21 protein-coding genes and 2 tRNA genes are annotated in these 21,805 nt (G+C 40.5%); 10 read left to right on the top strand and 13 right to left on the bottom strand.

All coding sequences use genetic code 11. The features are described 5' to 3' along the window. Nucleotides 1-2 precede the first annotated feature (2 nt). Nucleotides 3-78, bottom strand: a tRNA-Gln gene (locus A6733_RS00840). A 390-nt stretch (nucleotides 79-468) separates the two neighbouring features. Between A6733_RS00840 and A6733_RS00835 the strand changes: the two genes are divergently transcribed. Then, complete coding sequence (locus A6733_RS00835) at nucleotides 469-2,253, top strand: hypothetical protein (protein WP_141662997.1); 1,785 nt, start codon at nucleotides 469-471, stop codon at nucleotides 2,251-2,253. Here A6733_RS00835 and ispE read toward each other — a convergent pair. After that, on the bottom strand, nucleotides 2,247-3,125 hold the full coding sequence (gene ispE, locus A6733_RS00830; protein ID WP_092460243.1) for a 4-(cytidine 5'-diphospho)-2-C-methyl-D-erythritol kinase: 879 nt from the start codon (nucleotides 3,123-3,125) through the stop codon (nucleotides 2,247-2,249). The genes A6733_RS00835 and ispE overlap by 7 nt on opposite strands. Next, nucleotides 3,122-3,772, bottom strand: a complete 651-nt coding sequence (locus A6733_RS00825; protein WP_092401242.1) for a lipoprotein insertase outer membrane protein LolB — start codon at nucleotides 3,770-3,772, stop codon at nucleotides 3,122-3,124. The genes ispE and A6733_RS00825 overlap by 4 nt, the downstream gene beginning before the upstream one ends. A 97-nt stretch (nucleotides 3,773-3,869) precedes the next feature. Between A6733_RS00825 and mutM the strand changes: the two genes are divergently transcribed. Further along, the gene (mutM, locus tag A6733_RS00820; protein ID WP_092401245.1) at nucleotides 3,870-4,688 is read left to right on the top strand and encodes a bifunctional DNA-formamidopyrimidine glycosylase/DNA-(apurinic or apyrimidinic site) lyase; all 819 of its coding nucleotides are present in this window, start codon (nucleotides 3,870-3,872) and stop codon (nucleotides 4,686-4,688) included. 27 nt (nucleotides 4,689-4,715) lie between these two features. Here the strand turns inward: mutM and A6733_RS00815 are convergent, their stop codons facing one another. Further along, entirely contained in the window at nucleotides 4,716-4,976 is a 261-nt protein-coding gene (locus A6733_RS00815) for a YfhL family 4Fe-4S dicluster ferredoxin (protein ID WP_092401248.1), read from the bottom strand. Nucleotides 4,977-4,994: 18 nt separating this feature from the next. Continuing rightward, the gene (gene coaD, locus A6733_RS00810) at nucleotides 4,995-5,489 is read right to left on the bottom strand and encodes a pantetheine-phosphate adenylyltransferase (RefSeq protein WP_092401402.1); all 495 of its coding nucleotides are present in this window, start codon (nucleotides 5,487-5,489) and stop codon (nucleotides 4,995-4,997) included. A 58-nt stretch (nucleotides 5,490-5,547) separates the two neighbouring features. On the opposite strand from coaD, the gene A6733_RS00805 reads away from it, so the two are divergent. From A6733_RS00805 to A6733_RS00780, 6 genes are all read left to right on the top strand, one after another. Continuing rightward, the gene (locus tag A6733_RS00805; RefSeq protein WP_092401251.1) at nucleotides 5,548-6,384 is read left to right on the top strand and encodes a thymidylate synthase; all 837 of its coding nucleotides are present in this window, start codon (nucleotides 5,548-5,550) and stop codon (nucleotides 6,382-6,384) included. A 98-nt stretch (nucleotides 6,385-6,482) separates the two neighbouring features. After that, nucleotides 6,483-8,045 carry a hypothetical protein gene (locus tag A6733_RS00800; RefSeq protein ID WP_092401254.1) on the top strand — a complete coding sequence of 521 codons (1,563 nt, stop codon included), beginning with the start codon at nucleotides 6,483-6,485 and terminating at the stop codon, nucleotides 8,043-8,045. 114 nt (nucleotides 8,046-8,159) lie between these two features. After that, nucleotides 8,160-9,515 (top strand): metalloprotease PmbA, encoded by a 1,356-nt coding sequence (gene pmbA, locus A6733_RS00795; RefSeq protein WP_175330566.1) that lies wholly within the window; start codon nucleotides 8,160-8,162, stop codon nucleotides 9,513-9,515. A 16-nt stretch (nucleotides 9,516-9,531) separates the two neighbouring features. Then, nucleotides 9,532-10,809, top strand: a complete 1,278-nt coding sequence (glyA, locus tag A6733_RS00790) for a serine hydroxymethyltransferase (RefSeq protein WP_092460241.1) — start codon at nucleotides 9,532-9,534, stop codon at nucleotides 10,807-10,809. A 2-nt stretch (nucleotides 10,810-10,811) separates the two neighbouring features. Then, complete coding sequence (gene nrdR, locus A6733_RS00785; RefSeq protein WP_092401261.1) at nucleotides 10,812-11,273, top strand: transcriptional regulator NrdR; 462 nt, start codon at nucleotides 10,812-10,814, stop codon at nucleotides 11,271-11,273. A gap of 30 nt (nucleotides 11,274-11,303) precedes the next feature. After that, entirely contained in the window at nucleotides 11,304-11,867 is a 564-nt protein-coding gene (locus tag A6733_RS00780; protein ID WP_092401265.1) for a disulfide bond formation protein B, read from the top strand. On the opposite strand, the gene ribD is transcribed toward A6733_RS00780, so the two are convergent. From ribD to A6733_RS00750, 6 genes are all read right to left on the bottom strand, one after another. After that, nucleotides 11,764-12,882 (bottom strand): bifunctional diaminohydroxyphosphoribosylaminopyrimidine deaminase/5-amino-6-(5-phosphoribosylamino)uracil reductase RibD, encoded by a 1,119-nt coding sequence (gene ribD, locus A6733_RS09845; RefSeq protein WP_092401268.1) that lies wholly within the window; start codon nucleotides 12,880-12,882, stop codon nucleotides 11,764-11,766. The two genes, A6733_RS00780 and ribD, sit on opposite strands and share 104 nt — an antisense overlap. A 31-nt stretch (nucleotides 12,883-12,913) precedes the next feature. Beyond that, a complete protein-coding gene (locus A6733_RS00770) occupies nucleotides 12,914-13,561 on the bottom strand; it encodes a thiol:disulfide interchange protein DsbA/DsbL (RefSeq protein WP_175330565.1) in 648 nt (215 codons plus the stop codon). A gap of 69 nt (nucleotides 13,562-13,630) precedes the next feature. Continuing rightward, nucleotides 13,631-14,350, bottom strand: a complete 720-nt coding sequence (locus A6733_RS00765; protein ID WP_092401273.1) for an SPOR domain-containing protein — start codon at nucleotides 14,348-14,350, stop codon at nucleotides 13,631-13,633. A gap of 7 nt (nucleotides 14,351-14,357) precedes the next feature. Beyond that, nucleotides 14,358-16,037 carry an arginine--tRNA ligase gene (gene argS, locus A6733_RS00760; protein WP_092401276.1) on the bottom strand — a complete coding sequence of 560 codons (1,680 nt, stop codon included), beginning with the start codon at nucleotides 16,035-16,037 and terminating at the stop codon, nucleotides 14,358-14,360. Nucleotides 16,038-16,093: 56 nt separating this feature from the next. Next, nucleotides 16,094-17,494: a glutamate--tRNA ligase gene (gene gltX / locus A6733_RS00755; RefSeq protein ID WP_092414828.1), complete on the bottom strand. Its 1,401-nt coding sequence runs from the start codon at nucleotides 17,492-17,494 to the stop codon at nucleotides 16,094-16,096. A 32-nt stretch (nucleotides 17,495-17,526) separates the two neighbouring features. Beyond that, nucleotides 17,527-17,602 (bottom strand) — tRNA-Arg (locus tag A6733_RS00750). Between the two features lie 101 nt (nucleotides 17,603-17,703). Here A6733_RS00750 and A6733_RS00745 point away from each other — a divergent pair. Next, entirely contained in the window at nucleotides 17,704-17,928 is a 225-nt protein-coding gene (locus tag A6733_RS00745; protein WP_092401282.1) for a hypothetical protein, read from the top strand. A gap of 135 nt (nucleotides 17,929-18,063) precedes the next feature. Then, a complete protein-coding gene (locus A6733_RS00740) occupies nucleotides 18,064-18,375 on the top strand; it encodes a c-type cytochrome (RefSeq protein WP_092401286.1) in 312 nt (103 codons plus the stop codon). A gap of 36 nt (nucleotides 18,376-18,411) precedes the next feature. Here the strand turns inward: A6733_RS00740 and A6733_RS00735 are convergent, their stop codons facing one another. After that, nucleotides 18,412-20,412, bottom strand: coding sequence for an ATP-dependent helicase (locus A6733_RS00735; RefSeq protein WP_092401289.1), 2,001 nt, complete (start codon nucleotides 20,410-20,412; stop codon nucleotides 18,412-18,414). Beyond that, the gene (locus tag A6733_RS09325) at nucleotides 20,402-21,709 is read right to left on the bottom strand and encodes an adenylate/guanylate cyclase domain-containing protein (RefSeq protein WP_092401292.1); all 1,308 of its coding nucleotides are present in this window, start codon (nucleotides 21,707-21,709) and stop codon (nucleotides 20,402-20,404) included. The genes A6733_RS00735 and A6733_RS09325 overlap by 11 nt, the downstream gene beginning before the upstream one ends. Between the last annotated feature and the right edge of the window lie 96 nt (nucleotides 21,710-21,805).

Here is a 21,805-nt window from a genome sequence, read left to right as displayed (position 1 = left end):
GATGGCTGGGGTGGAAGGATTCGAACCTTCGGATGTCGGAATCAAAATCCGATGCCTTAACCACTTGGCTACACCCCAGTCACTTGAGACTACCTATGAAGAATACGTAGTATGATAGCGAAACTACGTCAGGCTGCCTAGATTACTAATCCACCTTTTGTTAAGCCCACTTCCTGCCAAGTACAAAAAGCCGCTGGACTGCAGATCTTATCAAAAAATGCACATGGTCCAGGGCATATTTTTTGCTGTAATTTGCCCAAATGATACACTTTTATTATTGTAAGATTTGAATGGTTAAAGTTTTTATGATAGACGCATATATTGATTTAAAGTACATCTTCTACATACATGTGTGAATTGATGTTTTCTAACTAGGTAATTAAATGATAGCGATATGATGAAGGTAGGTTATTTTTATAAATTGAAAGGTGAACAGTGAGAATGTACCGAATTTATCTATCAATTATTTTGAGCCTAGCTTTCTTCCTCAGTAATGGATGTTTTGCTCAAACCTTTCCTGGTTGCTCTTTTGTTTATGCTGATCCGATAGATGGTATTAAAAGTGTTCCCGTTAATCACCACGTAGCTATTTACTACCAGGCACAAGAAGCTGGTTTGTGTAGGAACGCAATTTCTCTTAGATCAATGTCCAGTGAAGATGAAATGAAACTCCGTATTCTCTCAGATCGTGAATGGACTGGTGTAGTGGGTGGAGGTAAAGTTATTTGGGGAGAAGTTGTTGCTGAGCCTGAGATTGGATTTACCCTGGGTGAATATTATTCTCTTGAATACAATGGAGAGGTGGCCTCCAATTTTAGAATTAGTCCCGATGAAAATGTAAGCAGAGGGAGAGTACTGTCTGTCGGTGAATTGCCACTAAATTTTAAAAATTTTCCTCACCAATCTTTAGTAACAAAGAAATATGTAAATAGAATGTTCGAGGATGTTCTTAGAGGAATACTTTCTTCTAGTGCAGCAGGTTTTGAGGGGGAAAATGAATTTTACAACAGCGCTGAGAGGGGTGATGATTCTCACTGTTTGGGGCAGCTGGTTGATATTTTTTCAAACATGTTTGGCTATTATTCTAGTTATGGTGAGCCAAAGGGGTTTTCTGCCGATGGAGTTGGAAAAATACTTTTAGGTTTGCTTCCATACCTAAGGAGACAGTACCCCAATCTATTTTATCCTAATGCCAAATATGACGTACGTGTTAAACGTATGATTTATTCATCTGTGTCTCCTAATGGTGAACCAGTAAACTTGTCAGCCGCTTTGATTTATCCCAACAATTTTAAAAATTCTGAACACCCATTTTTTGTGAATATTCATCACCCAACAATGCCGTCTTCTTCTGCTCAGTCCCACGGTGATACGGTAGATGTATTTTTGGGTGTTTTGCTTGCATCGCACGGTAATATCGTTGTGTTGTCTGATTTGTTAGGCCATGGAGTAACGTCTGGTGAAGTAGAGCCGTATCTAATTAATCTTCCAGCTAACGGTGAGTACTTCGATGCTATGTGGGCTGCGCAGAAATACTTCCGTGATTCGTTGTCTGAGGATATTTCTAGTCTGCCCATGGCATTAGTAGGTATTTCTCAGGGTGCCCACGACGCCATGGAGTTTGGTCGCTTTATAGATGATATGGGGATTCGTAGAGTATCCCGCGTAATGGTACTTGCCGGCCCATATAATGTTTATGACTCTGTTTTGGCAGTTAATTGTGTTGTTTCTGGTAGCCTGAAGTGCAGTGACAAGTACTCTGAATCTTACTTAGGTTATGAGTCAGAAATTCATCGCTTTGCCTATAAGATGGCCCAAGGCGCTGTTTCTTACCGTGGATTGCCGGAAATGCTTTTGAGGAGATTTTTCGATGAGTCTAATAACATTAGCTCTGAGGCTTCTAGAGCATTCTATTTATTCGGAGATTACAGAGGAATACACAATATATCTGCAATGGGATCTTTGCCAGGTAGCGATGAAACATTCAACAACTCCGAAATGTCTGTAACGTTGTATCACTCTGCTAGGGACCATATCATTCCGGTACAAAACACTATAGACACTATAGAGTTTCTACGTTCCCCAAGAAATTCCTTGGGACGGATAGATTTTGGAAATTGCAGAGAAAGCTCTCTTATTTCCTATTTCGTACAGAAAATCTGGGTGCCCATAAAAGGTGACCCGTTGGCGTCGCATATAGTATGTATTCCTTACTTTCTTAATGACGTTTTTAAAGAGCTATCTTCTCAGTAATTATTAGCTAGGTGGTAGTGTGGGTGTTGAGCCAAGGTTTTGGTAAGGTATATTTTTCCGAGTCGGTGTGTTTTGGAATTTTTAACAACTTCGAGTGCTGTTTCAATATTGTTAAGCAAGCAGAACACACAGCTTCCAGATCCAGTTATTTGCGCGCGACCCCACCTGCCTAGCCAAGCTTTTGCTTTACCTACTTCTGGGTGATTGTTTATGACAATCTCCTCCATGTCATTTCCATGGTGATAGGATTCCTTATCGAATAGCTCATACCGTATCCCCTTGGTAGTAATTGGAAGTTTATCATAGATTTTGGATGAAAGTACTGAGATAGGTGGCATAAGAAGTATGCAGTACGGAGGTACTCTAATGCCAGTAGGTGGGATTTTAATGAGGCCGCCTTTTTCTATTCCCCAACTGGGTTTTCCAGCTATGAAAAACGGTACATCCTGTCCCAGCTTTGCACCTATTTCTTGTAACTGTTGGTTTGGTATGTGTGTTTTCCATAGGATATTTAATGCTATCAGTGTTGTTGCTGCATCGGAGCTTCCACCTGCTAGACCGGATCCTGATGGTATAGCCTTGTTTAGTATTATCCGGCAGCCGTTCTTGACTTTTGCAGTGCTTTTAAGATATTCGGCAGCGCGCCAAACTAGATTATCTCTATCTGCACAATCTACTGACAAACCACGTGTTTCTAGATGTAACTTTTTATCATCTGTTACCACGAAGTTTAGAGTGTCACACAGTGTGATGTTTGCAAAAGCTGTTTGCAGCTCGTGATAATTATCAGGCCTTTTGCATATAAGGTTTAAGAACAAATTAATCTTTGCTGGTGCCCACCATTTTGCTAAATATTGCCGATGTAAGATCATGGCCTATCTACTGAGATATTTATATTTACTTTAGGTACCGATATCTGTACTACCCTTAGCACATCTTTTTCTTTTCCTGATGATGACAATTCTTGTACGCAAATCAACCAACCCTCCTCTGAGAAACACTTGCGGTTATTATTATCTGAGGTGATAATTTTAGCCTCTTTGCTATCATGCGGATGCCCATTAATCCAGGACAACACCGCATCTATGGTAACGTCTATGCCCAAGTGCGCATACACCCATGACGATAAAAGTGTTGTTTGTGGAATTTCATTGTAGCTATGGCGTAAACTGAGATCTTTTCCGACTATTGTAGCATCGGCTATTAGTTCACCTTTATGAGAGACAATAATTACGCGGTTGGCCTTTTTGCCATGCATAACTGTGATTTTTCCGGTAATCAGTCCATTGTGAGACACTGCTGTTAAGTTGCCCGATATTGAGTAGGTCGGTTTAAAAGTTTCAATTGTGCTAGCAAAAGTTTCAGTCGTGTTAGTCGTAGATGGTTTGGTGATATTATTTTCCTGTTGTCTACCAGGATGACTAATGAAAGTGCTGTTACCCATTGATAGGCATGCAGACAGAGTAAAGCTTAAAGCTAACAGACATATCTGCCTAACAGTGGTCTTTATTTTATTCATTAGTAGTCCTTTTATCTCGGGGGAAATGTGCTATTAGTATACGGTTTAGCACCCGCCCATTTTACTATTATGTTACCTATGTGTTGGATTATTTGTTATGCCAGAGCTACCAGAAGTTGAAGTTGTACGTCGCGGTTTGGAAAATGCTATCGTTGGTGCCCGTGTGGATCGCATTGATGTGCGTCAAAGTGCTCTTCGTTATCCAGTAACGGATAATATTTCTGGGTATTGCAGTGGTTCGTATTTTCAGTCTGTCTCTAGGAGAGCTAAGTATCTCATTTTGGCTTTGTCAACAGGAGGTTATTTGTTGGTTCATTTAGGTATGTCAGGGTCATTATGTGTGCTCCCAGAAGATGTTTCTCCTGGCAAGCATGATATTGTTGACATAGTTTTGCATGATGGCAGGGTTATTAGACTATGCGACCATCGTCGTTTTGGTTGTTTTCTTTATGCAGATACACTGATCGGCTTTTCTTGCTTGCGTAATATTGGTTGTGAGCCGCTTTCTAATGATTTTTCTGCTTCCTACCTTCGCAGATTAGTTATGAATAGGCGCTCTAGCATAAAAGCTTGTTTGATGAATTCCCAGATAGTTGCTGGTATAGGTAATATTTATGCAAATGAGATTTTGTTTGAGTCTCGGATAAATCCTTTGCGACACGCTTCTTCCTTAACTACCGGTGAGCTGTCACGCTTGGTTAAGGAGATTAAAAGAGTTTTAGAGCGTGCTATCGATAAGGGAGGAACCACTTTGCGTGATTTCCTAAATGCATCAGGTCAACAAGGCTCTTTTCAAAATAGCTTACGTGTTTACGGGCGAGCAGGTATGCTGTGCCTGTCTTGCTTACACTGCAAGGTCGAGACGGTTCGTTCAGGGCAACGAAGTACCTTCTATTGTCCATCTTGTCAAGTATGAGAAGTCTGTGATTCAAGTATGAGAAGTCTACGATTTGGGATTTTGATTTTGCAGACGCGTATATTTTTCTAACAGCTGCGCGTGAGTTGCCCTGTGCTCTGGATGTTCCGTTATGCATGCTACAGGACACACCTGGACACATTGTGGTTCGGAAAAATGTCCCACACATTCAGTGCATTTGTTGACATCAATTTCGTATATAAGAGGGCCTTCATATATTGCTTGATTGGGGCATTCTGGCTCGCATACATCACAATTTATACACTCATCAGTAATTAAAAGTGACACGGTTAGGCTCCACAATACCTAGCAATTAGTTTTTAGTTGCAACATATCAGCAACACAAGGATCTACAAACTGGTCTACATTACCGCCAAATGCTGATATTTCCCTAACGGCTGTAGAGGACACAAACAGATTCTTGTCCGAAGGTAGTAAGAATAGCGAGGTATATCCTTTATCCATTTTTCTGTTCATGCTAGCCATTTGAAACTCGTATTCAAAATCAGAAATAACCCGTAGTCCCCGCAAAACAGTACTAAACCCCGATTCTTTCATGAAACGTACCAACAAGCCATCAAATCCTACCACATCCACATTTTTGTACTTTCGGACTATTTTTGTGATCATTTCTATTCTTTCAGATAACGTAAACATGGTCTTCTTATGGGTTGACTGTGCTGCAACAGCCACCGTAATATGGTCGAATATATGGCTTGCCTGCTCTACTATGTCCTCGTGTCCGTAGGTAAACGGGTCAAATGTTCCTGGATAGACGACACGGCTTTTACTGGAGCTCATCTCCAAAGAAGTTACCCCCTCAGATATCCTAACCACCATAATACTACGGTAAATTTTTATGGAACAGTATTTAAAATTGTTGAAAAAGGTCATGGACCACGGTGAAGATAGATCTGATCGTACTGGTGTTGGCTCATTAAGCATATTTGGTGAGCAGCTGGTTTTTGATTTTTCTGATGGATTTCCTTTAGTGACAACTAAGAAGCTTCACCTAAAGAGTATAGTTTCAGAGTTGCTATGGTTTTTGTCAGGAGGGACCAACGTAAATGCTTTGCATGAACATGGAGTAACAATATGGGATGAGTGGGCTGACTCTGAAGGATATCTGGGTCCTATCTATGGGTTGCAATGGCGTGCTTGGCCGGGCCGTGATGGTACCACCATAGATCAAATAGCTCAAGTTGTGGATAAGATCAAGAATACGCCACATTCTAGGCGTATTTTGTTTAGCGCGTACAATGTTGCATACCTTCCAGATGAATCTATTTCTCCTGAGAAAAATGTTGCCTTGGGTATGATGGCACTACCCCCATGTCATATGATTTGTCAGTTTTATGTCCGCAAGAAAAAGTTCTTGGATTGTTTGTTTTTCATGAGGAGTGTGGATTGTTTTTTGGGGCTGCCATTTAATATAGCTTCTTATGCATTGTTGACATCCATGCTAGCTCAGCAAACTTGTCTGTTACCAGGAAAGATAACAGTAATGATGGGTGATACCCACATTTACAAGAATCATTTGGATCAAGTGCATGAGCAACTATCACGTGATCCTTATCCTCGCCCAACTTTGATAATTAAACGTTGCCCTAATTCGCTGTTTGAATATGTTAAAGAAGACTTTGAGTTTTTCAACTACTTTTTCCATCCACCTATAAAAGCCACTATTGCCGTATAGGTTAATGCGATATTAGTTGTTATTTGTGTGACAATATGCCGGTAGGCCCTTGATTTCTTGTTTTACCTCAAAAACTCTGGCAAAGGTGCTTCCTTTCTATGATTAAGAAAGAACAGGGAAAAGGCTCCAGTGAGTACAATAGGATGCTAGATTTCCCTAAAGACGGTGCAATGGGCAACTCATTATCATCCGATGGGGATGTGTCTTCGTATACGTATAAAGAGTTAGAGCAATCTTTAGTAGATATGCGACTTTCTGTTTCCGCGGCTCTAAATACTGATAATCTTAATGATCGTATAAAGGCTGTATGGTCTTTAGCTGTTTCAAGCAGTGCTGTTATTAGCGCCTCCCTATATGCCTTTAATTCTGACGCTTTGCCTGATAGACAGGGATTTTGGGAAATTGGCTGTTCCTTCATTGATAAGCTTGAAGAAGCTATGTCTAAGTGCATAGATTCTTTGCCGGATGAAGCACCTAGGCTAAGGTTGAATTTATCCCGGGAATACCTTTACCTAATGCGTATGAAGTTCTTATGGTACGCCGCATACTACCGTGCTGTACCGGATAAGTGGTGGGTTAACTGCTTCAAGGCTTTTGGTGTCATTTTCACCTACCATAAGAGTATTGACCCAGAAAAACTCTCTGGCCACCATAAGCTCTTTTTAAGAGAATTTATACACACTATTGTTTGCTCTATTTGCTCTTTTCAGTCACTAAATCCTGCTGAAATATTTATTGTAAACAATGTTTTGGCTGAAGTTTCTGCTGATGTCAAGTTAAGTAGTGAGCCGTTGCCTTTTTGCAGGTTCTTTTTTAACTTAGATGAACCTGAGAAGAGCGTTCGTCCACTATCTGAGAAAAAACCAGATGAAAAGGTGGATTTTTATCTAGGCCTGGAAAATATTGGTGAAAGTATTGTAACGGCATTTGATGTTGCTGAATATCCAAGCATACTGGAGGTTCAAAAGAACCGGCTGATTAATTTGCTAAAAATTCAATGGGGCGGATATGGTGAGAGTCGCCGTCTGCATGAGAGGCATGAGGCTGGTTTTGAGGCATTTGGAGTATTTGGCTATGAAAATATTTTGGGGATCATAAAAACTAATCCAAGAGAATATTTATCCAAATTATCAGCTGATGTACTCTGGAAGGTTACCGATATGAGTGCCAGCAGTTTCGGGGTTGTTATACCAGATTTGAGAGGTAGCCCCATTGTAATACACACAATTTTGGCTTTAGCATTGCCTAAAGCTATGTCTTGGCGTATCTGTTTAGTTAGACGTTTTAAACGTACTGAAAACGATAGTGGTTTTATTGGAATAGAGGTGCTCTCTGCTCAACCTGCCGTAGCTTTTTTTGAGGGTAAGAAGGGAGATAGTCCGATAGTTAAAAGAAATGTATTTTCTTTTCCTGACTATGACTCCCTTAAGGATAAGTTGGATGCCGTAAATAATGTATTTTTAATCCCTACTGATCTTACTAGTAAAGGTTTTGATTGTTCTCTAGTGTCCGTTATGAGTGGTGATTGTAATCAAAGCTTTGCTAAGAATGAAATTGAGGATGTTTTTTCTGAAACAACGCTAATTCGCTGCTTTTCTTCTGATGATGGCAACTCCTCTACATTCCCGTCTGGTATTGATGATTGGTTTCTTGATAGCTAAAACACCTATGTTTAGTTACCGCTAAAAAATAATTACTGATCACAATTACTGCGTAAACTTCTTGAAATTGTTATGATCCTCTCCTTGCTGGTGTTTTGTGGATATGGGAGAGCTATGTCTAAAGATAAAGTAGAATGTGAATTTTCCATGAGTAGTCGTGATTTATCCGATCTATCAATGCATGTTTTAGATTTATGTAATTCTGAAGGTGCTACTCAGGCTGATGTAGATGTATCAGAGTCATATGGTTTGTGTGTTGTCGTTCGCAATGGAGATAAGGAGACTGTAGAGTTTAATCGTGATAAGTCATGTTCTGTTACTGTATACGTAGATAAGAAAAGAGGTTCTGCCTCAACGTCTGATTTTTCCGTTTCTTCAGTCGAACAAATGGTCAAAAAAGCTGCGTCGATTGCTCAGTACTCTGAAACTGATGAAGCTGCAGGCTTAGCTGATGAAGAAGAGCTGTTTAAAGGCACTGTTCCTGATTTATCTTTATTTCACCCATGGGAATTGACACCCGATAAAGCATCGGAGATTGCGTGTTACTGCGAAGATGCAGGATTGAGTTATAGTTCTGAGATCACCCAATCCGAGGGAGTCTCTGTTTCTACAGCACATAGCCAGTTTGTATCTGCAAACTCTGCTGGATTTCACGGGGGATATTCTTCATCTCGACATTTCTTATCTTGTTCTTTTTTGGCAGGATCTGGTGATAAAAAGCAGAGGGATGGCTGGTTTTCATCACGTCGTGATTGGAAGGATCTTTCTGATCCTAGTGAGATTGGTGTATATGCCGCCAAACGAACGTTGTCCCATTTGGGTGCTAGGCAAGTTAAGACACAACAGGTGCCAGTGATTTTTGAGGCCCCCGTTGCTGTTAGTTTGTTGGGTAATTTGGCTGTTGCTTTGTCTGGACAGCAATTGTACCGGAAGACATCCTTCCTTAATGATTCTTGCGGGCAACAGATATTTCCAGATTTTGTGCAACTAGACGAAGATCCTTTTATACCCAAAGGGCTAGCTAGCTCTCCGTTCGATGATGATGGTGTTGCTACTTGCTCCAGGCGCATTATTGATAATGGTGTTTTGACCGGATATTTTCTTTCTGTGTATTCTGCACGCAAAATGGGCTTAAAAACCACTGGAAATGCCGGAGGAACTCATAATCTGTATTTATCAGATACTGGACAGTCCCTTGATGAGTTGATTGCTCTCATGGGTAGAGGTTTATTGATTACAGAATTGATAGGGTTTGGTGTTAATTACATAACTGGTGACTACTCTCGAGGAGCATCTGGTTATTGGGTAGAAAATGGTGTTATCCAGTTTCCAGTGCAAGAAGTGACCGTTGCGGCTAATTTAAAAGATATGTATCGTCGTATTGTAGCGATAGGTAATGATCGTGTGGTACGTGGGTCTAAGACTTGTGGATCAATATTGTTGGATCAAATGACTGTCGCTGGATCTTGATTTAGGGAATATTTCTATGCCTACTGCTTTTGCTGCTCCTGTTTATGATGACGAAGTATGGGAATCTATTCGTCGAGAAGTTTTGCGACAATTTCAGCATTTAGAGTTAATCGCGTCTGAGAACTATACATATCCAGAAGTTATGGTAGCTCAGGGGTCGCAGCTAACTAACAAGTATGCTGAAGGCTATCCTGGTAAGCGTTACTATGGTGGATGTGAGTTTATTGATGAAGTTGAAACACTTGCTATTGAGCGATTAAAGACACTTTTCAATTGTTCGTATGCTAATGTCCAACCTCATTCTGGGTCTCAGGCTAATCAGGCAGTTTTCTATTCTGTGTTGGATCCGGGTGATTGTGTGCTCGGTATGTCTTTATCCGATGGAGGGCATTTAACACATGGTTCTCCGGTTAACATATCCGGTCGTTATTTTAACGCTGTGTCGTATGGATTAGATCCAAAGACAGAGCTTATTGATTATGATCAAGTTGAGAAATTAGCGAAAGAGCATAAACCTAAACTAATAGTTTGTGGTGCTTCCGCTTACTCTCGTATCATTGATTGGAACAGGTTTAGATATATTGCTGATGAAGTTGACGCGTATTTAATGGCAGATATTGCTCACGTTGCTGGTTTGATAGCTGCTAAGCAGTACCCATCTCCAATTGGTATTGCAGATTTTATTACTTCTACTACCCATAAGACTCTTAGAGGACCTAGAGGTGGTGTTATCATGTCCTCGTCTGAGCACGAAAAAATGTTGAATTCTAATATTTTTCCAGGATTACAGGGAGGTCCATTGCCTCACGTTATTGCTGGCAAGGCCATAGCTTTTAAGAAAGCATTAACCGAAGAGTTTGTTGTTTATCAGAAGCAGGTTATAGAAAACGCAAGTATTTTAGCGGATGAATTTATAAAACACGGGTTTCGTGTTGTATCAGGCGGTACTGACTCACATCTATTCCTAATTGATTTGAGGGGTGCAACTGATCTTACAGGTAAAGGTGTTGAGAAGTTATTGGGTCGTTGCTATATAACTATCAATAAGAATACTGTTCCTAATGATACTCAAAGTCCGTGGCAAACGTCGGGAATACGTCTTGGTACTCCAGCTTTGACTACTCGTGGTTTTGGTCCAGAAGAGATGGTAAAAGTTGCTAAACTAATCGTAGATGCTATAAATTCACCTGATGATGAAGTTGTTATTGGACGCATACGTGATGAAGTTTTATCCCTGTGCGGTCATTTTCCTGTATATGACAATACAGGCGTTGAGTATTGTTCCGGGATGTAGGCATGCATTGTCCGTTTTGCAATGGAGAAGATACACAGGTTTCCGATTCTCGTGTCGTTGCAGGTGGTTTGGTTGTTCGCCGTAGGCGCAGGTGTTCTGCATGTGGAAAGAGGTTTACTACTCATGAGCGTCTGAGTCAAAAATTTCCCCAGATTGTTAAAAGAAGTGGTATTCGTGAAGAGTACGATCGTAAAAAGTTGGAAGCTAGCATGCTCATTGCCTTGCGAAAGAGGTTGATTTCAGCTATACAGCTTGACGAAGCAGTTATGGAGATAGAATCTAGTTTGATCCATACTGGAGAAAGAGAGATATCATCCCGCTTTGTGGGTGAGCAGGTTATGCGCATGTTATTTATGTTAGATAAGGTTGCGTGGGTACGGTTTGCATCTGTTTACTACAATTTCGACAATTTGCATGATTTTCAGGATTCTCTTACTAAACTTGGTGCGAGTGATAATTCTTAGATGGCTGGAACTTTTTAGGAGTAGCAATTTATGGGTTCATCTCATTCTGGTTCTTTTTTTGCTAGGGCATTTTTGGCTATTAGTTTACTGATTTCTGCCTCAGAGCTACTTATTGCTTACCTTATGCAGCAGCGGTTATTTATTATGCCGTGTCCACTTTGTATTATTCAAAGATACATATTACTTCTTGTAGCTATATTTAGTTTTGTTGCTTTTTTTTCCAAGGGTTGTATACGACTGATCTATATGTATATGGGCCTGCTTTCAGCATTTGCTGGTTTGTGTGCTGCGCTTTATCAAGTGTATATTCAAATTTTTCCAGTTCAAGAAGAACAGTGCAGTGTGGCTGTTTCCAATTACTTAAACGATTTTTTTCTAGCAAGGTGGTTTCCGGATTTATTTTTGTCAGCTGGTGATTGCTCTGTTATTCAGTGGAGGTTGTTTGGCGTTGTTACTATTCCTGAAATTTCTGCTTTCTTGTTTTTTACTATTACTGCGTTACTAAGTCTGTCCATTTCTTACTATAAGTCTGCAGGATGCAATTCTGATGGTGATAAATCAGGCGGATGTCATTCCCAATCTTGTAAGAATTGATGAGATTGAATGATTTGGCGTCTGAGAGTTTTTCTACAGTCGTTTTTATCAAGGGACGAGATTCGTGTCCAAGTATTTTGCTACTTACGTAGCATAGCAGTTCATCGCATTCTTCGTGGTAGAAGCTAGAGCTAAGAGTGGTTCCTGCTTCTACTGTTATTTCGTTCATTTGCTCTTGTTTTCCTAAGTACTCTAGGAGAAACTTTAGGTCTACATGTCCGTCCTTTTCTGGACATAAAACGGTTGATACCGATTTTTCTGATAATAGGGCCTGTTTTACACTATTTTTTAAGGTGTGGGCAACTATTATCTTTCTTTTGGGAACACTAATGCACTTGGCAGATATCGGTATTTTTAGATTTGAGTCGAGAATTACCAATGTTGTTTGTCTTGTAGTTTCTACATGACGGATGTTCATTAGTGGATCATCACTCAATACTGTCCCTATGCCCGTAATGATCCCACAGCTTCTAGCACGCCAATGATGGGCGTCTTTGCGAGATTTTTCGTTGGTAATCCATTGGCTCTCTCCAGATGAAAGTGCTGTGCGTCCATCCAGAGAAAAAGCCATCTTCAACCTAATCCATGGCTTTCCATATAACATGCGTTTAAAAAAACCACAGTTTAGAGCTATAGCTTTGTCGGACAAGAGGCCAATTTGCGTCGTAATCTTACTGGAGCGTAGTTTCTCTATACTTTTTCCGCACACCAAAGGATTGGGGTCTAGTGATGATATAACTACTCTGCTAACTCCCCCCTCTATGATTCGATTTATGCACGGCGGAGTTAGTCCATGGTGATGGCAGGGCTCCAATGTTATGTAAAGAGTGGAATTAAATAGATGGCTTTTTTCTAGCTTATCTAGACAGTCAATTTCAGCATGTTTTTGCCCTGCGTATCTATGACACCCTACGGATAAGACCTCACCACCCTTAACCAATACACAACCTACTCTGGGGTTTGGTGTTGATGTGTAAAGCCCCCCGTCTTCAGCCGCCGATAGGGCCAGATTCATATAGTTTACATCGGAATCCGAGAACACCCTGCTACTTTGCTTTGGCTATCTTCTCACTATTCTTTCTAGCCATCTTAATGGTTTCATCTAGGGCCTTAAATAATTCACTCTCAGAACCTGCAGTTTCAATAGAAACAAGGTATCGTCCATCGACTACAAAAGATGGAACACCAGATATGTTATAATTTTTTACTAAAGCTTCACTTCTGCTTACCTTCGTAATAACTCCAAAAGAGTTAGCAGCTTTTTGATACTTGTCCCATGATACCCCGTTTTCTTCTAGGAACTGTTTTAAAACATCAGCGTCATACAAATTGGTGTGTGATATATGCTGAGCTTCAAATATTTTCTTGTGTAGTCTAGACATTTGACCCAACTCTTGAAGCGAATAGTACAAAATTGCCATTCTCCTCCAGTAAGTATTGGTTACAGCAGGTATTATCTCCATCTTAACGTTTTTGGGGAGGCGATGGATCCACTCGTCTAGCTTAGGTTCCAACTGGTAACAGTGTGGACAGCTATACCAAAAGAATTCTTGAACGGTTACAACACCACGGTCAGTTTGCGATGGGTGAGGTACCAATGTGTACACATTAGCCTTAGAAAGCAGCGGTACCGCTAGCAAAACCGAAGTTGCCAAAAATCGCGACAGTCTTTTCGTGAATTTCAGAAGCATCATACGTCTCTCCTCTGCCAACAGCATGGGAAGGTTACCACAGCTCCAAATAGCTTGTCAGCAGTTGTGTGATTAATAAGCAATTACTTTTGCGACTAATCCACTTAATTTTAGTTGTTTTTGTGCATCTTCAGCTTGTTTTTGATACGGGAAAGGACCTATACGTAGCTGATGCACAATGGTCTGCGAGCTTTGATCAATTTCGCTGTGTATAGAAGAATGTATACCAGTTAAAGCCAGGCGAGTGCGTATGCTATCTGCTTTTTCTACAGAACGAAATGACCCAATTAGCACATAAAACGTGTGATTAGTGCCATCATATGATTCTTGAGCAGTATTTGTATCATTAGCTGTATCTTCAAGGGGAGCTGTTTCTCCGTTTTTGATAGTGTTGGGTTGATCAGAGGTGTCTTTATTGTTGTCTCCGTCGTTATTACTGTCTACAACCGGCTCTTCTTTATATGTTTTGTTCTTATTTTCATAGAAATTTATATGCTCAACAGGTGCTGCAGTTCCATAGTCAAGCTCCTCATTGTCATCCTCATCGGATGGAAATGATCTTCCACCTAGAACATCTACTCCCTGCACAAGACGAGCCGGGGTAGGATTGTTCTTAGCTTGATTATTGCTCACAATGTGTCCAACTACTTTTGTTAGGAATGGCAATTGGCTGAAATTTATGTATAGCGCAATCGTTAGGGCAACACCCAGGCCTAACAGAATGCCAATAAATAAAGCTACGACAGTGTTTCCGCTACGCTTGGATGTCTTATTGTATCGCCTGTGTTTCATTATGCTATCACATTTGCTTAGGTGCACTAATGCCGAGTATTTTAAATCCTGTCCTTAGCACTTGTTGGGTTGTCATCACTATACGCATGCGAATTGAACGCATTATGCTATCGTCAGACAGGACGCGCTCCGCATTATAAAACCCATGAAATACCGCAGCTAGTTCTTTCAAGTAATGCGTTAGAGCATGAGGTGATAGTTCCTCACTACACTTTTTTAGAACATCAGGAAATTCAGCAATATGTACGAGTAGGACGCGTGATGTTGGTCCAAGCTCTGGGAGTTTAGTTACTTTGCCAAGGTCAAGTTGGATCATCCCTCTGCTATTGGCTTGATTTATGATGGCACAAGACCTAGCGTAGGCGTACTGAACGTAAAACACCGGGTTGTCTTCACTTTTTTTTAACGCCAGATCAACATCTAGAAGCACTTCTGAGTCGGGCTTACGTGATGCCAGGAAGAATCTAGCAGCGTCTCTTCCTACCCAATTTACAAGGTCTCGCAGAGTTACATAGTATCCAGAACGTTTGGAAATCTTAACCTCCTTGCCGTTACGAAAAACCTTGACCATGCTGTGCAGCAAAAACAACGGGTAATCTTCAGGTATACCACACCTAAGTCCCTGTAGTCCCGCCCTAACCCTAGCCGTAGTGCCATGATGATCAGTGCCCTGAACGTTTATGGCTTTTATAAAACCTCTTTCCCACTTTCTTAGGTGATAAGCAATATCCGGAACAAAGTAAGTAAACGAACCATCACTCTTACGCATAACACGGTCTTTGCTGTCATTATACTTGGTAGAGCTAAGCCATAAAGCTCCTTCATGTTCATACGTCTCGTTTTGTTCAGTTAACCTATTAATAATCCTATCAACTGTTCCATCTTTATAAAGTGAAGATTCTAGGTAGAACTGGTCGAAGTGGATGCCAAATAAATCTAAATCATCTTGCTGCTCCTTCCGTAAAAAGGACACCGCAAAGTTGCAAATGGCCTCTGTGTCTTCCTGATCTCTCTTCCCAGTGCATATTTTACCGTCTATTTCTACATTAGCACCTTCCATGTAGCTTTTTGCAATTTCAAATACATAGTCACCTCTATAACCATCTTTGGGCCATTTATCATCATCAGGTGATATTCCATTAATACGTGCCTGTACCGATGCAGTCAGGCTGTTAATTTGGTTTCCAGCATCGTTGTAGTAAAATTCCTTGTGTACATCCCATCCTTGCGTTGAGAGTATATTAGTCAGGATGTCTCCTATGGCTCCCTGTCTGCCATGGCCCACGTGTAGAGGACCGGTTGGGTTGGCCGATACAAATTCAACAATTATTTTCCCCTTTTTTTCGTTCGAGTATCCGTAATAATCCTGCTTATCTTCTACGAAGTTCATTAATTCCAAGAATGCATGACAAGAAAGCCTAATGTTTATGAAGCCGTTTGCAACCACAGATACGGATCCTATAACATTGTTTTCGGATATATTTTTGACTATGTTTTCTGCTATAGATTTAGGCGATTGCTTAAGCTGTTTGGCAAGTCGCAGTGCAACGGCCGAACTTATATCACCCCAAGAAGGATCCTTAGGGCGTTCCAAGATGTGTTCTTCAGATACACTACTTCCTGGGTAAGCTGTAAGCAACGCATCACGTACGATAGGCGCTACAGCCTTCTTCAACGGATTAATCATGGCAAGGAGCAAAAGTCCAAAATGATCAAACGATCATTATTCTAGCACATTGATGTTTAGTCCTTGGACAAATATCCATCCAGTCTTTGTAGTACGATATTTTTCCCTAGCACTACCAAAACTTGGTCAAATGGAGCTGAGTGTTGGGTTCCAAGTAAACATAGACGAAGTGGTATGGCCACTTCCGACAGTTTTAGTTGTTTTTCCTTTGATATATCCCTAACCAACTTATCTAAGGTTTCCTTTTCCCAACTTATTGCTGATAGTTTGTTTTTTAACTCACGCAAAATGTCTTGAGTTTTTTCTTTTTTCAGTAGCAACAGGCTTTTTTCCTCAAGTTTCCTTGGAGAGTAGTACATTGATATGTTTTCTGCTAATTCTACAATGGTGCCGGAGCGCGATTTGTTTATATCTACCAGCGAATTGATATCAATCGAGTCATCTATGGTAACGTTTAACTGCGATATAAATTCTTTTACTTTGCCTACTATATTGGAAGACACAGAGTGTTGCAGGTAGTGCCGGTTTATCCATAGTAGCTTTTCCGGATCAAATCTTGCTGGAACACCAGAAACATTGTCTATATCAAACCATTCAATTAGTTGTTCGCGACTGAATATTTCATCGTCTCCGTGTGACCATCCCAAACGTGATAGGTAATTTATAATCGCTTCAGGAAGATATCCCTCATCACGGTATTGGAGCACAGATATAGCCCCAGAGCGTTTTGACAATTTTTGACCATCATCAGAGCAAATTGTCGACAGGTGGGCATACTGTGGAACCGTAGCACCCAAAGCTCGTAGTATATTAATCTGCTTAGGAGTGTTATTTACATGGTCATCACCTCTTATTACATGTGTGATTTGCATGTCCCAATCATCTACTACGACGCAGAAGTTATATGTGGGGGTTCCATCTTGCCTTGCTATAACAAAATCGTCTAGCTCCTCATTGTTGAAGGATATATTGCCCTTTATTAAGTCTCTCCATTGAACCACACCAGAATCAGGATTACGGAATCGGATTACGGGCTGCGTTCCTGGTTGGATCTTTAAGTTCAATTTGGCCGCATTTTCTGGCCGCCAGTGTCCATTATATCTAGGTTTTTCGTTATGTCTGCGCTGCTGTTCCCTTAATGTATTTAGTTCCTCCAACGACATGTAGCAGTAGTAAGCTAACCCATTCCCAAGCAAGGTATCGATAACAGCTTTGTATCGATCTAGCCTTTTCATTTGGTAATAAGGTCCTTCATCATAGTTAAGACCCAGCCACTCCAAGCTTTCTAATATTACCTGTGTGGCGGCATCTGTGGATCGTTCGCGATCAGTGTTCTCTATGCGTAGTATGAATTTACCATTGTTGTGTCTAGCAAATGCCCATGCATATAGTGCCGTTCTTACTCCACCCATGTGCAAAAGTCCGGTTGGGCTTGGTGCGAATCTCGTCCTAACCATGGTTACTACCTTGAATTGATTAGATTGTTTTGTGGCGCGCCTGGCGGGAATTGAACCCACGACCTTTGGCTTCGGAGGCCAACACTCTATCCGCTGAGCTACAGGCGCTATAAAAAACTGATTTAGTTGAGGATATAGAAACAGACATAAGACGTCTACATGATATTATACGCCTGCCTTGTTTAGCTACATAAGAGAGGAGCTTGGACGTGTCGTCATCTAAAGGTATTAAACCGGCCCAATTGACAATTATAGTAATATTGGGTTTTGCTATTCCTATACTTGTTTGTATTCTGGCAGCGAGATTTTCTATTTTTGCACTAGACGATCATATGATGGATGATCCGGAAGTGATTAGTGAAACGGTACAGCGTATTTCTCCCATAGGTAGTGTAAAGTTAGCAGATAGCAGTTCTTCTGTGGCCGGAAAATAGCTTCCGTGGCTGATAAAATAGCTTCTGCGACTGATAGATAGTAGCAGTTCTTCTGTGAATGTGCCTTAAATAGGTAGGTGGGAGGACTATTTAGTAGTATAGGGAAACTGCTGAGCACAGTATGGGGCGACTATTATGGTGGTATTTGGGCGTGCAACTTACTTGATTACGGTTGGTCTGCTATTTGCGTATCCCTTTGTTTTGCCTGCTGATACCGGTGATAAAGTGTATGGCAAAGTGTGTGCGGTTTGTCATGCTGCAGGAATTGCTGGGGCCCCGCGTTTCGGAAATAAGGAAGATTGGAAGAAACACAAAAAACCCATAGAGGAGCTTTATAAGCATGCTATTAATGGGTATGGGGTAATGCCCCCAAAGGGAGGCAATTCATCCCTTACAGATGACGAGGTTAAAGCCGCCGTCGATTATATGATAAAGTCCAGCGGATAAACTTAGCAAAGTAACTTTGCTCTTTCCCTCTGTGGGTTAGCAAGGTAGTTTTGTCTTTTTTCTCTGCGATCCTAAACTTTTCATCCTATCTAGGTAGTTTTGTTTTTCTTCTTGCGTAGGTATTTGTGTGTTAGATGTTTTATTAATATCTAGCCCCATTTCCTCTATGAATCTAGAAGGTAAGCTCTCTACTAATTCACCTCCAGTTTTTCTTTTCTCCGTAAAGCTTATGGTTAGTTCACGTCGAGCCCGAGTGGTTCCCACGTACATTAGACGACGTTCCTCTTCTACAGAGTTCGTATCTATAGATTCCTGATGCGGGATAATCTCATCGTTGCATCCAACAATGAATACATGATCAAATTCCAAGCCCTTAGCTGCATGTAATGTACTCATTTCCAACATTTTCTCTTTTTCATCTTCTTTCTTGGAGATGATGTTCATTAGAGTAATGTTTTGAGTAATTATTGATAGATTCCTATTATCTTTTTCCTGTTGTCTTTTTATGAATTCACAAAAGCTAATAATATTCTTCCATCTTTTACTTGCTTCCTTGTCATGAAAATTATCTAACAAATATTCCTCATAACGTATGCTGTCCAGTATATCCTTGACTATTACGTCAGCCGGCTCAGATTGTGCACGAAATGCAATATTGTTAATGAAATTTCCAAATTCTCTAAGTATGTCAACTGCTTTTTCATTTAGGTGAAATGTTAATCCTGTTTCAAAAATCGCCTCAAAAAGACTAATCTGTCTTTCAGATGCATATTGGCCCAGTTTTTTAAGTGTTGTTGGCCCAATACCATTACGAGGCCTAGTGGCAGCACGAATAAATGATACATCGTCTTGGCTATTAATAATAATCCTCAAATAGGCCAAGATATCCTTAATTTCTGTGCGCTCGAAGAAAGACTGCCCACCCGATAGATTATATGGGATTCCATTTTGTTGTAGGTAATTCTCAAACAAGCGTGATTGGTAGTTGCTGCGGTACAATATTGCGTACTGAGACCAGTTGTTACCGTGTAGTAGACGGTGTTGAATAATTGAGAGAACCGTATGCTTTGCTTCTAGCTCTTCTACCCTGTACGAAGTAAGAGTAATCGGTTTTCCTTCCCCCAGTTTTGACCATAGGTTTTTTTCAAATAGATTCTGATTTTTTTTAATTAAGTTATTGGCTGCTTTAAGTATATTGTTGGTAGAACGGTAATTTTGTTCCAGTCTAACAATTTTAAGATGTGGATAATCTTTCTGAAGGAGTTGGATATTTTCACGCGTTGCTCCACGCCAAGCGTATATTGCCTGGTCATCATCACCTACAAAAGTGCACCTTCCCTCAGGGTATGTAAGCTTTTTTACTAGGTTATATTGTATCTGACTAGTGTCTTGATATTCATCAACAAGAAAATAGCGAATCTGGTTTTGCCAAAATTGTAAGCGCTCATGGTTTGTTTCAAATATAAATAAAGGCAGGGCTATGAGATCATCAAAATCAACCGATTGATACCCCATTAGTGTTTGCTGATAACGATCATATATAACTGCAGTTTGATGTTCTTCTTCAGTGCTGGCTAGTTGGAGAGCCTTATCTGGAAAAATATTGAGATTCTTCCACAGAGATATCTGATTTTTGATTTTGGCTGAGCTACTCTTGCTTTTAGTGGAAGTTAAATCCTGTAGTATGGACAGCGCGTCATTGCTATCCAAAACTGAGAATTTATCTTTTATCCCTATAAGAGGAGCTTCTTGTCGTAGAATTTGTAGTCCCACAGTATGGAAAGTGCTTACAAGGGGTGAGTTTCTTGTGCCAAGCCTGACCAATTTACTTAAGCGCTCCCGCATATCACGGGCAGCCTTGTTCGTAAATGTTATGGCTGCTATTTGGTTGGGCTTACAATACTGTATGTCAATCATATGTTTTATTTTATGGCTGATGACCCTTGTCTTCCCGCTTCCAGCACCTGCAATGACTAGTAACGGTCCCCCAAAAAATTCTACTGCCTCTTTTTGCTGAGGATTGAGTTCATCCTTCATCAATATTCTCTGTGTTTGCCGTTTTCCATAAATTAGCTTTTGCTTTAGTAGGGTAAGATAAGCATTTCCCTTTTCCCTTCAGCAAAATCTCTTTCGGTTCATCAAATAGTTCGGGATTTTGGCAAAGTTTATACGTCATTTCGTCAACCAAGATGCTTTGAGGACTGCCTTCATTGCTCAGCCTGCTAGCAATATTTACCGTATCTCCCCAAACATCAAACATGAATTTTCTTGAACCCAGTACGCCAGCAACTACTGGTCCTGTGCTTATTCCTATTCTAAGCTGAAGTTTGTCTTTATTGTGAGCGGATAATTCATTAATAATGGTCTTCATTTTAAGTGCTAATTCTACCGCCGCTAGGGATGGATTATCTGGACTGTCAGGAGATATCCCACCAGCAACCATGTATGAATCACCATTGGTTTTAATTTTTTCCAAATGTTTTTCGTTGGTTATTTTATCAAACTCTAGAAATATTTTGTTTATCATACGAAAAAGCTGTGAGGGAGTAACTTTATGTGCCATTTGTGTGAACCCCACCAAATCGGCAAATAGAATCGTTGCCTTTCCGAAGCGATCGGCTATAATCCTTTCCCCCTTTTTTAATCTGCATATTACTCTTAGCGGTAAAGTATTTAGAAGTATTTCTTCTGTTTTGAGTCGTTCTTCAGTTTCTGCTGCTATTAATGATGCTGCTACCCGCATTTTTGTATTTTGATATTTTGCATATGTTGCATGCACTACAAGAATAACTGCTGATAGAAGAATAAGGTTTTTCTGATAATAACCATCTAACAATGCTATTTGTGCGGTCGTATACACTATGAAACGAGTCCCGCAAAAACGATAAGTCATAAACCCCATTAAGGACAGAGTATAGGTCCACATTAAGGTCATTTTGTAGCGAAATTTGTGGAATAGACATACGTACACTATGAATACCAAGGGCCAGGGAGCTATAAGAAGGTAATGGGTAAAAGGAATATGGTGATTTAATCCTGGCAAAATTGAACCTGCGCAGAGCATGAAGAGGGAAATTTCTTGATTAGGTAATTTGGGTGCCCTTTTTGTGCAGAGCAATATTAATGACACTATCGTATTAATAATTGATATTGCGAGTAATAAACCCGATAAATTTCTTGTAAGAAGTGGTATTTTCTCAAATCCAATGCAGTTTAGCGAAGCAACCTGAACAGCAATTGTTAAGGATGAAATGATATGTAACAGCACAGATGGCGGTTTTCTTCGGCTACCCAGCAGCAAGGAGATCATTGTTTTTTCAGGGATAACGCACATAATTCCAGGGCCATAGATTGTAATGTCTTACCCATACCAAGTGTATAATAATAGCTTTTGTGGATAAAATACACACGAATCCGCGCACGGACACGG

This window comes from Candidatus Ichthyocystis sparus (assembly GCF_900078745.1).
In the GTDB taxonomy this organism is placed as follows: Bacteria; Pseudomonadota; Gammaproteobacteria; order Burkholderiales; family 2013Ark19i; genus Ichthyocystis; species Ichthyocystis sparus.
Note: the sequence above shows the minus strand (reverse complement) of the source record. Positions and strands in the feature narration are given on the sequence as shown.